Annotated in this window: 14 protein-coding genes; 4 read left to right on the top strand and 10 right to left on the bottom strand. The window is 67.5% G+C overall.

The genetic code is table 11. From position 1 onward, the window contains the following. Positions 1-55: 55 nt before the first annotated feature. Positions 56-1324, bottom strand: a complete 1269-nt coding sequence (gene wecC / locus RN629_RS08740; RefSeq protein ID WP_407034870.1) for a UDP-N-acetyl-D-mannosamine dehydrogenase — start codon at positions 1322-1324, stop codon at positions 56-58. After that, positions 1308-2438, bottom strand: a complete 1131-nt coding sequence (gene wecB / locus RN629_RS08745) for a non-hydrolyzing UDP-N-acetylglucosamine 2-epimerase (RefSeq protein ID WP_407034871.1) — start codon at positions 2436-2438, stop codon at positions 1308-1310. Before wecB ends, wecC begins: the two co-directional genes overlap by 17 nt. 112 nt (positions 2439-2550) lie before the next feature. On the opposite strand from wecB, the gene galU reads away from it, so the two are divergent. Beyond that, the gene (galU, locus tag RN629_RS08750; RefSeq protein WP_407034872.1) at positions 2551-3411 is read left to right on the top strand and encodes a UTP--glucose-1-phosphate uridylyltransferase GalU; all 861 of its coding nucleotides are present in this window, start codon (positions 2551-2553) and stop codon (positions 3409-3411) included. 47 nt (positions 3412-3458) lie between these two features. Here the strand turns inward: galU and RN629_RS08755 are convergent, their stop codons facing one another. From RN629_RS08755 to RN629_RS08790, 8 genes are read right to left on the bottom strand one after another with little or no spacing between them, the layout of a single operon-like run. Next, positions 3459-3818, bottom strand: a complete 360-nt coding sequence (locus RN629_RS08755; protein WP_407034873.1) for a hypothetical protein — start codon at positions 3816-3818, stop codon at positions 3459-3461. Then, on the bottom strand, positions 3815-4582 hold the full coding sequence (locus RN629_RS08760) for a HesA/MoeB/ThiF family protein (RefSeq protein ID WP_407034874.1): 768 nt from the start codon (positions 4580-4582) through the stop codon (positions 3815-3817). Before RN629_RS08760 ends, RN629_RS08755 begins: the two co-directional genes overlap by 4 nt. Further along, positions 4579-4995, bottom strand: coding sequence for a hypothetical protein (locus RN629_RS08765; protein WP_407034875.1), 417 nt, complete (start codon positions 4993-4995; stop codon positions 4579-4581). The genes RN629_RS08760 and RN629_RS08765 overlap by 4 nt, the downstream gene beginning before the upstream one ends. After that, positions 4992-5441, bottom strand: a complete 450-nt coding sequence (gene dut / locus RN629_RS08770; protein WP_407034876.1) for a dUTP diphosphatase — start codon at positions 5439-5441, stop codon at positions 4992-4994. The genes RN629_RS08765 and dut overlap by 4 nt, the downstream gene beginning before the upstream one ends. Next, positions 5438-6625: a bifunctional phosphopantothenoylcysteine decarboxylase/phosphopantothenate--cysteine ligase CoaBC gene (gene coaBC / locus RN629_RS08775; RefSeq protein WP_407034877.1), complete on the bottom strand. Its 1188-nt coding sequence runs from the start codon at positions 6623-6625 to the stop codon at positions 5438-5440. Before coaBC ends, dut begins: the two co-directional genes overlap by 4 nt. Beyond that, a complete protein-coding gene (locus RN629_RS08780; protein ID WP_407034878.1) occupies positions 6622-7725 on the bottom strand; it encodes a hypothetical protein in 1104 nt (367 codons plus the stop codon). The genes coaBC and RN629_RS08780 overlap by 4 nt, the downstream gene beginning before the upstream one ends. Before the next feature lie 4 nt (positions 7726-7729). After that, complete coding sequence (ubiB, locus tag RN629_RS08785) at positions 7730-9265, bottom strand: 2-polyprenylphenol 6-hydroxylase (protein WP_407034879.1); 1536 nt, start codon at positions 9263-9265, stop codon at positions 7730-7732. 37 nt (positions 9266-9302) lie between these two features. Continuing rightward, a complete protein-coding gene (locus RN629_RS08790) occupies positions 9303-10034 on the bottom strand; it encodes a class I SAM-dependent methyltransferase (protein ID WP_407034880.1) in 732 nt (243 codons plus the stop codon). A 102-nt stretch (positions 10035-10136) separates the two neighbouring features. Here RN629_RS08790 and mutM point away from each other — a divergent pair, with 102 nt between their 5' ends. From mutM to dnaA, 3 genes are all read left to right on the top strand, one after another. After that, positions 10137-10952 carry a bifunctional DNA-formamidopyrimidine glycosylase/DNA-(apurinic or apyrimidinic site) lyase gene (gene mutM / locus RN629_RS08795; RefSeq protein WP_407034881.1) on the top strand — a complete coding sequence of 272 codons (816 nt, stop codon included), beginning with the start codon at positions 10137-10139 and terminating at the stop codon, positions 10950-10952. Between the two features lie 87 nt (positions 10953-11039). Continuing rightward, positions 11040-11303, top strand: coding sequence for a 30S ribosomal protein S20 (gene rpsT, locus RN629_RS08800; RefSeq protein ID WP_407034882.1), 264 nt, complete (start codon positions 11040-11042; stop codon positions 11301-11303). 475 nt (positions 11304-11778) lie between these two features. After that, entirely contained in the window at positions 11779-13296 is a 1518-nt protein-coding gene (dnaA, locus tag RN629_RS08805) for a chromosomal replication initiator protein DnaA (protein WP_407034883.1), read from the top strand. Positions 13297-13316 lie beyond the last annotated feature (20 nt).

Raw genomic sequence — 13316 nt, forward strand, 5'->3', positions numbered from 1 at the left:
CTGGCGGTTGTCCTTAATCCTCCACCTCGGTCCGTGCAATGCGGCCCGATATCGCTCAGACCTGATCGGGCCACAGCCCACGGGTGTCCAGGACGGTCTTGCCGCGTCGCTCTTCGAGCGGGACCGAGCGGAAGAGGTCATGGTCGACCAGTACGATCATGACCGGGCAGGTTTCCAGTGCGGTGTCGATGTCGGTCAGCCGCGCGCCGGTTTCCGCAAGTTTGGTTGGCAATTGCGCCGCATAGGGTTCGACGATCCTGATGCGCTCGCCGAAACGTTCGGCCAGCGCCTGGGCGACGCGCAGGGCGGGGCTTTCGCGAAAATCGTCGATATTGGCCTTGAATGCCAGGCCCAGGCAGGCGACCGGGCGGTCGGCGGTCTCCGCCTCGATCAATGCCGAGGCGCGGGCGATGATGTGATCGGTCTTGCCGTCATTCACTTCGCGCGCGGTACGGATCAGCGGGGTGTTGGCGGGGTCTGCGGCGACCAGGAACCAGGGGTCGACCGCGATGCAATGCCCGCCGACGCCGGGACCGGGCGACAGGATGTTGACGCGCGGATGGCGGTTGGCCAGCCGGATCACCTCCCACACATCGACGCCCAGCGTGTCGGCGACGAGGCTGAGTTCGTTGGCAAAGGCGATGTTGACGTCGCGAAACGCATTCTCGGTCAGCTTGGTCATCTCCGCCGCGCGCGCGGTGGTGGTGACGCAGGCGCCGCGGACGAAACGGCGGTAAAAGGCCAGCGCCTTGCGCGCGCAGCGCGGCGTGATGCCGCCGATCACCCGGTCGTTGTCGATCAGTTCGACCAGGATTCGCCCAGGCAGGACCCGCTCGGGGCAATAGGCGATGGCGAGATCGGCCTGCTCGCCCATGCGCGCGGTGCCGGGCATCCGCAGGTCGCTGCGCAGCGTGGCGATCAGGTCGCGCACCTGCTCCGTGGTGCCGACAGGGGAGGTGGATTCGAGGATGACCGTATCACCCGGCTTCAGCACCGGTGCGATGGCGCGCGCGGCGTTCAGGACATAGGTGGTGTCGGGCTGCCGCCCCTCGGTAAAGGGGGTGGGTACCGCGATGACGAACACGTCGGCGGGCGAGACCGTCAACGAGGCGGTCAGCTGCCCGCGCGCGACGACGCCCGATACGAGGCCGTCGAGATCGACCTCCTCGATATGCACGCGGCCAGAATTGATGGTGTCGACCACCGACGGGGTGACGTCCACCCCCGTGACCTTCGCGCCGGTGCGCGCGATGACGGCGGCGGTGGGCAGGCCGATATAGCCCAGTCCCATGACCGTGACCGAGAGTTCAACGTCCAATGGCATCGGTGATGATCCTGCTGATCCGGGTGGCGGTGTTGCCATCGCCAAAAGGGTTATGCGCCCGCGCCATTGCGGCATAATCCGCAGGATGGTCGAGCAGGGTGAAGAGCGCGTCGACGATCCGGTCCTCATCGGTCCCGACCAGCCGCGCGGTGCCCGCCGCGACACCTTCGGGTCGTTCGGTGGTTTCGCGCATGACCAGCACGGGTTTGCCGAGCGCGGGAGCTTCCTCCTGCACGCCGCCCGAATCGGTCAGGACGATGTGCGCGGCATCGAGGGCGCGGACGAAATGCGGATAGTCGAGCGGGGCGATCCGCGCGATGGCGGGGTGGTCGCCAAGGACCGTGTCCATCACGGCCCCGACCTGAGGATTGGGATGCATCGGAAAGAGGATGCCGACATCGTCGCGCGCGGCGATCCGCGCCAGTGCGCGGGCGATCGCCGTCATGCCGTCGCCGAAATTCTCGCGCCGATGGGTGGTGACGAGGATGATGCGCTTGCCTGCCATTCGCTCCAGCACGGGATCGAGCCCCGCCGCGAGCGAGGGATCGGCGGCAATGCGATCCCGTGTCCAGTGGAGCGCATCGATCACGCTGTTGCCGGTGACATGGACCAGGTCGGCAGCGATCCCTTCGGCCAGCAACGCGTCGGCCGCGGTCCGGGTCGGGGCGAAATGCAGCGCGGCGATCGGCGCGATCATCCGCCGGTTCACCTCTTCAGGCCAAGGCTGATAGATATTGCCCGAGCGCAGCCCCGCCTCGACATGGGCGACCGGGATCTTGCGATAATAGGCGGCCAGCGCACCGGACATGGCGGTGGCGGTGTCGCCCTGCACCACGACCATGGCGGGCCGCACGGCATCCATCACGTCGCCCAGCCCGGTCAGCAGTCGCGCCGTCAGCCGATCGAGCGACTGGCCGGGCTCCATCAGATCGAGATCATGGTCGGGCGTGAGGCCGGCGATCGCCAACACCTGGTCCAGCATCCCGCGATGCTGCGCGGTGACGCAGGTGCGGACGGGCGTATCGCCGACGGCCACCAATGCCCGTATGACGGGAAAGAGCTTGATCGCTTCGGGTCTTGTCCCGAAAACGACGAGGATTGGCGCGCTGGTCATGGCGTGATCCGTAGCCCGTCGCATTTAATGACACCCTAATCGCAGCGGACACCGGCGGGGCTATGTCGTGCCGCGAGATCGCGCTAGGGGCTATAGCGTCTAGGGAGGTTACATGACGATCAAGAAAGTGCGGAAGGCCGTTTTCCCGGTGGCCGGCCTGGGAACCCGGTTTCTGCCCGCGACCAAGGCGATACCCAAGGAGATGCTGACGGTCGTCGACAAGCCCCTGATCCAATATGCGGTCGAGGAAGCCCTGGAAGCGGGGATCGAGCAGATCATCTTCGTCACCGGGCGGGGCAAGGGGGCGCTGGAGGATCATTTCGATATCTCCTACGAACTGGAAGCCACGATGACGGCGCGGGGCAAGAGCCTCGCGGTGATCGAGGGAATTCGTCAGACGCCGGGCAGCCCCGTCTATGTTCGCCAGCAGGAGCCGCTGGGCCTGGGCCATGCGGTGTGGTGCGCGCGCGAGATCGTGGGCAACGACCCCTTTGCGGTGCTGCTGCCCGACGAGCTGATGGTCGGCGGCTTCATGAAACAGATGGTCGAGGCCTATGAGCAGGTCGGCGGCAACGTTATCGGCGCGCTGGAAGTCCCCGACAGCGAAACCGGGAAATATGGCATCATCTCGCCCGGCAAGCAGGACGGCCGCCTGACCGAGGTCACGGCGCTGGTCGAGAAGCCCAAGGGCAAGGCCCCGTCCAACCTGATGATTCCGGGCCGCTACATCCTCCAGCCCGAGGTGATGCAGATCCTCGACGCGCAGGAGCCGGGTGCGGGCGGCGAGATCCAGCTGACCGATGCGATGGCCAAGCTGATCGGGCACCAGCCCTTCCACGGCTTCACCTTTGACGGCCAGCGTTACGACTGCGGCGACAAGGCGGGCTGGCTGACCGCGAACCTGGCGCTGGGTGTCATGCGCGACGATATCGGTCCTGCGGTGCGTGAGTTCGCGCGAACGCTGTTCGCGTAGGATTTCCGGATAGCGGACAGGGGCGGGACCCTATCGGTCGCCGCCCCTTATCGTCGTTCGCCGCGTCGGGCGAGCCAGCGGAAGGTTAACAGGATCACCGTCGGCCATAGCATCGTCGACCACATGTCGAACCACGATGCCGCCAGATTGCCCTCATCGGTCGGATAGAAGGGCTGGATCAGGTCATAGGCCTCGTTCACGGTCTCGATCGCCAGCACCGTCAGCCAGCATCGCCAGTCCCAGGGGGGGCGGCGGTAGATCAGCGCCGCGAGGACGAGGATCGCCATGCCGGCATGCGCGTGCAACGCGCTGTCGGGCAGGCCGGTGACCTGACCGATCCAGGACTTGTCGCCGGTCCAGTCTAGCCAGCCGGGCGGCGGTGTCGGGGGCGTGGCGGGTGTTTTCATGCCGTCCCCTCAGGACGTGTCGCGCAACGGCAGCCGGGATCCTTGGGCAGGGCCAGCGTCCGGAAGCGCAGGGATAGAAGATCGGCCACCAGCACGCTGCCCGCGCTGTCGCGGCCGAAGGGCGCGATCGCGCGCAGGACTTCCAGCGCGGCGAGGCTGCCCATCACGCCGGTCACCGGGCCCAGCACGCCGTCATCTGCGCAGGTGAAACCCGCCTGATCGACCGCGTCGCCGACGAAGCAGCGATAGCAGGGCTTGTCGGGTTCCCAGCCGCGATAGGTGGCCAGCTGCCCCTCAAATTGTCCGACCGCCGCCGAAACCAGGGGGATATGCGCCGCCAGCGCGGCATCGGCGACCACCAGCCGGGTGGCGAAATTGTCGCATCCGTCCAGGACCACATCAGTGCGGGCGATCAGCCCGGCGACATTGTCGGGCGTGATGCGCAGGCGATGCGCGGTGACGGCGACATGCGGGTTGAGCCGCGCGACAAAGGCCTTCGCCGCCTCGACCTTGGGTGTCGCCTGATCGTCGGTGGTGAAGATCGTCTGGCGTTGCAGATTGGAAGGCTCCACCGCATCATCGTCGATCAGGACCAGCGCGCCGACCCCGGCCGCGGCGAGATACTGGATGGCGGGCGAGCCGATCCCGCCCGCTCCGATCACCGCAACGCTCGCCTGTTTCAGCCGGATCTGCGCGCCGCCGCCAAATTCCCGGAGGACGATATGGCGGGCATAGCGGGTCAGTTCATCGTCGGACAGGCTCATCCCGACCATGTATAGGTGATGGCGCTGCGGTACCAGTGATCCTCCGCCGGCATCGCGCGGAACGGCTTCTGGCGCATCATGCGCAGGGCGGCTCCGGCGCTGAACTGTTCGATCGTCGGACAGCCGATCGCGAGCGGCACGACGCCGGACGCTCCCCCGTCACGGCTGAAGTGCAGCGCGAGCGGCACGACCAGGCTGACCTGCCCATCGGCGGGGTGCGGGTGGGAACAGCGCCCGGCCTCGACCTCGTCGCGGACGAAGCGGATCATCTCGGGTGTCGCGGGTGGCAGGGTGACGGCGGGAAGCTGCGTCCAATCATGCGGTGGATTCGCCGGGGGGGCGGCCTGGGTTGGCGGCCCGGATGGCGCGGCGAAGGCAAGCTGGGCCGAGGCCAAGGCGAGCAGCGCGATCATTGCCCCGTCGATCCGAAGCCGCCGCTGCCGCGCTGCGTGTCGCCCAGTTCGGCGACCTCGGTCCATGCCGCGCGCTGCACGGGGGCGGGGACCAGTTGCGCGATCCGCTCGCCACGCTTCACGTCGAACGGCTGGTCGCCCAGATTGGCGAGGATCACCTTCACCTCACCACGATAATCCTCGTCGATCGTGCCTGGCGTGTTGAGGCAGGTGATGCCGTTCTTCAGCGCCAGCCCCGAACGCGGTCGGACCTGAACCTCATAGCCCGGCGGAATGGCGATGGCGAAACCGGTCGCCACCGCCGCGCGCTTTCCTGGTTCGAGCGTCAGCGTCTCGGCGGCGACCACGTCCATGCCCGCGGCGCCGGGTGTGGCATAAGCGGGAAGGGGAAGCCCCTCACCATGGGGCAAGCGTTTGAGAGCAATGGAAATGGGTGCAAGTGTCATGGCCGCGCTTGTAGCGCATCGGCGATGCGTTGCGCGAGCCCCCGGGCGACATCCTCCTTCGCCATCCGTTCCCAGCTCTCCACGCCGTCCGCGGTCACCAGATGGACGCTGTTCGCCTTACCGCCGAAGACATCGCTGGACACGTCATTGGCGACGATCCAGTCGGCACGCTTTCGCGCGCGCTTGGCGATGGCATGGTCGATGACATGTTCGGTCTCCGCCGCGAAGCCGACGACCAGCGCGGGGCGATCGGGACCGGTGGCGACCGTCGCCAGGATATCCGGATTCTCGACAAGCGTCAGCGCGGGCGCCGCGCCGCCGTCCTTTTTCACTTTCTGCCTGGCGGCCTCGACGCGCCAGTCGGCGACGGCGGCGACCATCACCGCGGCATCGGCGGGCAGGGCGCCTTGCACCGCATCGGCCATCTGGCGTGCGCTTTCGACATCGATGCGGGTCACGCCCGGCGGTGTCGGCAGCGTCACCGGCCCCGCGACCAGCGTCACCCGCGCGCCCAGCCGGGCGAGCGCGTCCGCAATCGCGAAACCCTGTCGGCCCGAGGAGCGGTTGGCGATGAAGCGCACCGGATCGATCGGCTCATGCGTCGGCCCGGCGGTGACCAGCACATGCCGGCCGGCCAGCGGACGGCCGGCGGGCGTGAGCGCGGCCTCGATCGCCAGCAGGATCGCACCGGGCTCGGGCAGGCGGCCGGGGCCGAACTCGCCGCAGGCCATCGCGCCGTCATCGGGGGCCATCACCGTCACCCCATCGGCGCGCAGCCGCGCCACATTGCGCCGGGTCGCGGGGTGCTGCCACATGCGGACGTTCATCGCGGGCGCGACCAGCACGGGGGTATCGGTGGCCAGCAACACGGTGGTCGCCAGGTCGTCGGCCAGCCCGTTCGCCATGCGCGCCATCAGGTCGGCGGTGCCCGGCGCGACGACGACCAGATCGGCCTCGCGGCTGAGCTGGATATGCCCCATCTCCGCTTCGTCCTTCAGGTCCCACAAGGAGGTGAACACCTGCTTCTCCGACAGCGCGGCCAGCGTCATCGGGGTGACGAAATGGCTGCCTCCCTCGGTCAGGACGCAGCGTACGCTATGCCCGTTCCTGCGTAGCAGGCGGATCAGTTCGCAGCTCTTATAGGCCGCGATGCCGCCGCCGACGATCAACAGGATATGACTCATCGCACCACTCGCGTCACGGTGATCCGCCGCCGGTCGCGCGCGGCGACGAGCAGGTCATGGATCGCATCGGGCGCGAAGACCACGCCCAGGAAGAACAGGGGCGACACCAGCGGCAGCAGCCCCCCCGCATCGGTCAGCATCAGCAGCAGCGCATAGGCGGCCAGCGTCGGGCTCGCGCGTCGCGCCACCGGCTGTCGCCAATGCATCCAGCCCAGCGCGGCGATCAGCGTCAGCGGCACGACCAGCCAGAAGGGCAGCCGTCCCAATATCTGCGCAGATCCAATCGTCGCCACCAGCGCGCCCGGGGACAGGGCCGCGCCCGGCAGCGCGATGGCGGGATCGATCGCGCTGGTCATCGTATTGAGCGCCTGCGCATGGGCGGCCAGCGCCAGCAGGAACAGCCCGATCGCGACGATCCAGCCCAGCATCTCGCGCCGCGCCCGTGCCCGGACCGCGAGGATCAGCATCACCAAGGCGTGGACCATTGCCACTGGGCTGAGGATCATCGCGATGAAGCCCAGTGCCACGGCGGTCGACTCCGCATCGGGGCGACGCTGCACCAGCGACAAGGCTATGACCACACCCGCCCAGACCTCGGGCACCGTCACCATGGCCGGGGTGACAAGCGGATAGAGGCCGGAGATCAGCAGGGTCAGCGCCAGCGTGCGCGGACCGCTGCGTTCCAGCACGGGGCGAAACCGCCGCGCCCAGCCGATCAGCACACCGATGGTCAGAGCGATCAACACCGCCTGCGCCAGGATCGGCGGTACCTTCGCCACGAGGACCGGCAGGGCGGGCAGCGGCACCGCCAGCAGCGCGGGACGAAGCGGTCGCGCATTCTCGCGCAGCGCGTCGAACGCGGCGGGATAGAAGGATTGGCCGTGGCGCAGGTGATCGACGATCGTCGCGGAGACCAGCGCCAGCCGATCCTGCATCGGATCGACCGGCGCCGGCGTCATCAGCATGATGGCGCAGAGCAGCAGGACCAACACCAGCACCGCGCGCGCCATCATCGGCGACAGGCCGGTCAGCCGCCCCGGCTGGCTGAGCCAGAACGACCGCGTCGGGCGGCGCATGGGGATGGGGGGCGTGTTGCCCACCATCCTACCGCAGGATGGCCAGGGTCGCAGCGACGCCGCCCGCCGCCGAGAGCAGGGAGATCAGCGCATAGCGCCAGCCGCCGCCGATCCGCACGACCTCGATCTGCTTGAGCGGCGGGGCGGGGGGCTCGCCGCCCGGCGCGGGGTAGTGGGCCTCGATCCGGCGAACCAGGTCGGGCAGCCGCGCCAGCGTGCGGATATCCTGGATCAGCCGGTCGGCCACCATCGCCTCCGGCCCGAGTTCGGTCCGAAGCCATTCGCGCACGAACGGCGCGGCCGAATCCCACAGGTTGATGTCGGGATCGAGGCTGGTCGCCACGCCCTCCACCATCACCATCGTCTTTTGCAGCAGCAACAGGTGCGGCTGCGTCACCATGTCGAAATCGCGGGTGATCGAGAACAGGCCGTCCAGCATCATGCCGATCGACATGTCCTTGACCGGCAGGCCGCGCATCGGCTCGCCCACGGCGCGCAGCGCGGTCGCGAACTCGGCGACATTGTGGTGCGAGGGGACATAGCCCGCCTCGAAATGAATCTCCGCGACGCGCTTATAATTGCCGGTAATCAGGCCATAGAGGATCTCGGCCAGCCACACCCTGGCGCGTCGGTCGATCCGGCCCATGATGCCGAAGTCGATCGCGGCGATCCGGTTGCCGGGCAGGGCGAAGAGATTGCCCTGGTGCATGTCCGCGTGGAAAAAGCCCTCGGCGATCGCCTGGCGCAGGAACGCGCGCACGAGCGTCTGCGCCAGGCGGGGCAGGTCATAGCCCGCCTCGACCAGCGCCGGCCGGTTCGACAGCTTGATTCCGTCGATCCATTCGATCGTCAGCACCTTGGCGGTGGAGCGCTGCCAATCGATCTGGGGCACGACGAAATCGGGCTCGGCGGTCATCGCCTCGGCCAGTTCGGAGGCGGACGCCGCCTCGCGCCGGAAGTTCAACTCGCGCAGCGTCCAGCGGCGGAAATTCTCGACCGTCAGGCGCGGGCGCAGCCGTGCGGCCTCGCCGCTCATCTGCTCGACTTGCGCGGCGGCCCATTGATAGGTGTCGATGGCGCGGGTGAAGTCGTCTTCCACGCCGGGGCGCAGCACCTTGACCGCGACGGTGCGGCCGTCGGTCGTCACCGCGCGATGCACCTGCGCGATCGAGGCGGTGCCGACCGGCGTTTCCTCGATCGAGGCGAAGAAGTGCGCGGGCGCGCGCGCCATGCTCGCTTCCATCGCGGCGCTGATCGTCGCGAAGGGAACCGGGGGCAACCGATCCTGAAGCCGCAGCAGGTCGTGCGCGGCTGCGTCGCCGACCAGATCGGGGCGGGTGGCGAGCGTCTGGCCCAGCTTGATCGCGGCCGGGCCGATCGCCTGGAACGCATCGGCATAGGCGGGCTGTGCGGGGACGCGCGCGCCGAACCGGGCGATGCGCGCCAGCCGCCGCACGGGCGCGGGCGTGTTAGGATCGCGCTCGATCCCCTTCAGCGCACCATGGCGCGCCAGCGTCCGCCCCCATTTCAGCAGACGCCAGAGATGAACCACCGGCTGGGTCACAAAGCGCGCCCGCGACGGCCGCGCGAGGCTGGCCGCATCAGATCTTCCAGCCTGAATGGATCGCGACCAGGCCACCCATGATCGGCTCGACCTTGGTTTCGACGAAGCCGGCTTCGCGGATCATCTTCTCGAAGGTCGGCATGTCGGGGAAGCGGCGAATCGACTCGATCAGATAGCGATAGCTGTCCGCATCGCCCGCCAGCATCTGGCCGAGCTTGGGCACCAGCTTGTGCGAATAGGCGTCGTACACCTCGGAGAAGCCGGGCCACACGGTGGTCGAGAATTCCAGGCAGAAGAAACGCCCGCCACGCCGCAGCACGCGGTGGGCTTCCTTCAGCGCCGCGGGGATGTCGGTGACGTTCCGGATGCCGAAGGCGATCGTATAGGCGTCGAAGAACTTGTCGGGGAAGGTCAGCGTTTCGGCATTGGCCTCGGTCCAGACCAGCCCGTCGAGCCCGCGCTCCTGTGCGCGCTTCATGCCGACGTCCAGCATCGCCGGATTGATGTCGGCGACGGTGATGCTCGCCCCCGATTCGGCCAGGCGGAAGGCAATGTCGCCGGTGCCGCCCGCCATGTCGAGGATCTGGTCGCTGGCGCGCGGCTTCACCCGGCGAACGAAGCGATCCTTCCACAGCCGGTGCATGCCGCCCGACATGGCGTCGTTCATCAGGTCATATTTGGAAGCGACGTTGGTGAAGACGCCGCCGACACGGGCGGTCTTCTCGTCGCGAGGCACATCTTCATAGCCGAAGGAGACAGTATCGCTCATGCGCCTGCCCTAGCCCGGCCTTGCTGGCGGGGCAAACGCTACCTAGCTGATGGTGGCAGGAAAGCCGCTGATCATTCCAGGCAGAAAGACACTCCCAGGACGATGCCCGAACTCCCCGAGGTCGAAACCACCGTGCGCGGACTGGCGCCGGTTCTGGCGGACCAGCGCCTGGATCTGGTCGAGCCGCGCCGCGCCGATCTGCGCCATCCCTTTCCGCCCGACCTGCGCCAGCGGATGACCGGCGCCCGGGTGACGGGGCTGGGGCGGCGGGCCAAATATGGCCTGATCGCCACCGATCGCGGCGATACCATGATCTTTCACCTGGGCATGTCGGGGCGCTGGCGGATCGATCCCGGCGAGTCGCTGGCCCATGATCATCTGGTGCTGGAGACCGGCATGGGGCGGCGGCTGGCGCTGAACGACCCGCGGCGATTCGGTTTCGTCGACCTGTGGTCCAGCCGCGAGCTGGACGCCTATCCGCCATTCCTCGCCATGGGGCCCGAGCCGTTGGGGCCGGATTTCACCCCGGCCTATCTGGCGGGGCGGCTGGCGGGGCGGGCGTCGCCGATCAAGGCGATGCTGCTCGATCAGCGAGTCGTGGCGGGGCTGGGCAACATCTATGTGTGCGAAGCGCTGTACATGGCCAGACTCGCGCCCGGACGCGCGGCAGGGCAGATTTCGCTCGCGCGGCTCACCCGGCTGGTCGATGCGATCCGCGCCGTGCTGGAGGCCGCGATCCTGGCGGGCGGCTCGTCGCTGCGCGATTATGTGCGGCCCGATGGCGAATTGGGCTATTTCTCCAAGGAGTGGCGGGTCTATGGCCGCGAAGGTCAGGCTTGCGAATGCGGGGCGATCGTCCGGCGACGCATCGATTCGGGGCGGTCGACCTTCTACTGCGCGAATTGCCAGCGCAGTTGACGGGCGGCGCAGTAACCGTTAAGGGCCGCGGCTTCAAAGCTGGTGCGTCGCGCCGCTATCCCTTTTGATCGAAATTTAGAGGTTTTCATGGCGAACACGCCGCAGGCCAAAAAGCGTATCCGTCGCAACGAGCGTCGCGCCGTCATCAACGGCAACCGCGTCAGCCGCATCCGTACCTTCGTGAAGAAGGTCGAAGCCGCCCTGGCCGCCGGTGACAAGGAAACGGCGACGATCGCTCTGGCCGCGGCGCAGCCCGAAATGGCGCGTGGCGTTGCCAAGGGCGTGCTGCACAAGAACACCGTGGCGCGCAAGTTCTCGCGCCTGACCAAGCGTGTCGCCGCGCTGGTCTGATCGCCTCTATCACGCGACGAAGGAAACCCGCCGGGGGCGGTCCCCCGGCGGGTTTTTTCGTGCGTGTTCCACATAAGTTAAACCGCTTTTCGCGGCGAAACCCGGGAACTTTTGCGCGTCATGCGCAATCCCAGGTTTTTCCGCGATTCGAGTGATTCGTGGGGACGCGTCGGGATTTCGGATATGCTTAATATCCTTAATTCTCAATGTGTTGTGAGATAGTTGGACGGGATTCCGCGGGCTTTTCTCTGTCAATCCCGTTTATTTCAGATTTATGGCCATTCGTGGTCTTGATCGGACCCCACCATGGATCATAATCGGTTTCCCAGCAGCGGCGCTTCGTGCCCGCGTCATGGACATAGCAAAGTGACAGATCCGGGCCGAGTCCGTTCGATTCGCCCAGCGGGATCGTGTCGCCGAGTGGTTTTTCGGTTGCCGCCTCCGTTTTTGGGGGTGGCGAGTAAGGAGTGCGCGGGTGACGAATTGGCAGGCAACGCGACCGACGTCGGACCAGGCCCGTGCCTGGGCGCGCGTCCGCGCGAACCTGCGCGAATCGGCCGGCGCGCGTCTGTTCGACCAGTGGCTGAAGCCGATGGAACTGATCGAGGGCGATGAGCCCGACACGGTCCGCCTCGCGCTTCCTTCGGCCTTCGCGACCAATTGGGTGCGAAGCCATTATGCCGATCGCCTGCATCTGGAATTCAAGGCGGTGTTGCCCGAAGTCCGCGCGATCATGTTCGAGACGCGCGCGCCGACGGCCAAGGCGGTGCGTCTGACCACGACCGACACGCTCGACCTGTCCACCCCGGCGGCGTCGAGGGCGGCCCCGACCCCCGCTCCGGCGGTCGAGGCGCAGGCTTCGCTGTTCGGTGGGGCGGAAACGCCCGCCCCTGCGCCCAGGGCGAAGGCGGCCAAGGTCGTCGCGGCCCCCGCGCCGGTCCCGGCCCCGGCGGCGCGCGTGGGTGGCGATCGTCCGCCGCTCGACCCGCGCCTGACCTTCGATCGGTTCGTGGTCGACTCGTCCAACCGAGTCGCGTTCAACGCCGCGCTGTCGCTGGCCGAGCCGGGGGCGCCGCGTTTCAGCCCGCTTTTCCTTCATGGCGGCACCGGACAGGGCAAGACCCATCTGATGCACGCCATCGCGCATGCCTTCCTCGAATCGCATCCCGAGGCGGTCGTGCTGTGCATGTCGGCGGAACGGTTCATGTTCGATTTCGTCGCCGCGATGCGCGCCCGCGACACGCACAGCTTTAAGACGCGGCTGCGCTCGGCGGACCTGCTGCTGATCGACGATCTGCAGTTCATCGCGGGCAAGGATTCGACGCAGGAGGAATTCTTCCATACCGTCAACGAGCTGGTCGGCGCGGGCAAGCGGCTGGTCATCTCGGCCGATCGGTCGCCCCAGTCGCTCGACGGGGTGGAGCCGCGTATCATCGGTCGCCTGGGTGCGGGTCTGGTCGCGGACATCAAGGCGCCCGACCTGACGCTGCGCCGCACGATCCTGAATCGCAAGGTCGCCGATCTGCCCGATATCGTCGTGCCCAACGACGTGCTGGACCTTCTGGCGTCGCGCATTCGTGGCAATATCCGCGAGCTGGAAGGCGCGCTGAACCGTGTCGTCGCCTATGCGCAGCTGACCGGCGAGAAGATCGATCTCGACTTCGCGGTGGCCACGCTGGGTGAAGTCCTGCGCGGCGCGCAGCGGCGGATCACGATCGACGAGATTCAGAAGCTGGTGAGCCGTCATTTCGAGCTGAAGCCGCTCGACCTGGTCTCGGCGCGCCGGGCCCGCGCGATCGCGCGCCCGCGCCAGATCGCCATGTATCTCGCCAAGCGGCTGACCACGCGCTCGCTGCCCGAGATCGGGCGCAAATTTGGCGGGCGCGATCACTCGACCGTGATCTACGCGGTGCGCAAGATCGAGGAATTGCGCGACACCGACCGTGATGTCGACAATGCGGTGCGGGTGCTGATGAAGGAACTGGAGGGCTGATTGCCCCCGGAGCGTGGATC

The organism is Facivitalis istanbulensis, assembly GCF_040560405.1.
In the GTDB taxonomy this organism is placed as follows: domain Bacteria; phylum Pseudomonadota; class Alphaproteobacteria; order Sphingomonadales; family Sphingomonadaceae; genus Sphingomonas; species Sphingomonas istanbulensis.

Coding starts and splice junctions, on each gene's coding strand:
- wecC (WP_407034870.1), bottom strand. CDS start 1,324: ATGCCATTGGACGTTGAACTCTCGGTCACGGTCATGGGACTGGGCTAT.
- wecB (WP_407034871.1), bottom strand. CDS start 2,438: ATGACCAGCGCGCCAATCCTCGTCGTTTTCGGGACAAGACCCGAAGCG.
- galU (WP_407034872.1), top strand. CDS start 2,551: ATGACGATCAAGAAAGTGCGGAAGGCCGTTTTCCCGGTGGCCGGCCTG.
- RN629_RS08755 (WP_407034873.1), bottom strand. CDS start 3,818: ATGAAAACACCCGCCACGCCCCCGACACCGCCGCCCGGCTGGCTAGAC.
- RN629_RS08760 (WP_407034874.1), bottom strand. CDS start 4,582: ATGAGCCTGTCCGACGATGAACTGACCCGCTATGCCCGCCATATCGTC.
- RN629_RS08765 (WP_407034875.1), bottom strand. CDS start 4,995: ATGATCGCGCTGCTCGCCTTGGCCTCGGCCCAGCTTGCCTTCGCCGCG.
- dut (WP_407034876.1), bottom strand. CDS start 5,441: ATGACACTTGCACCCATTTCCATTGCTCTCAAACGCTTGCCCCATGGT.
- coaBC (WP_407034877.1), bottom strand. CDS start 6,625: ATGAGTCATATCCTGTTGATCGTCGGCGGCGGCATCGCGGCCTATAAG.
- RN629_RS08790 (WP_407034880.1), bottom strand. CDS start 10,034: ATGAGCGATACTGTCTCCTTCGGCTATGAAGATGTGCCTCGCGACGAG.
- mutM (WP_407034881.1), top strand. CDS start 10,137: ATGCCCGAACTCCCCGAGGTCGAAACCACCGTGCGCGGACTGGCGCCG.
- rpsT (WP_407034882.1), top strand. CDS start 11,040: ATGGCGAACACGCCGCAGGCCAAAAAGCGTATCCGTCGCAACGAGCGT.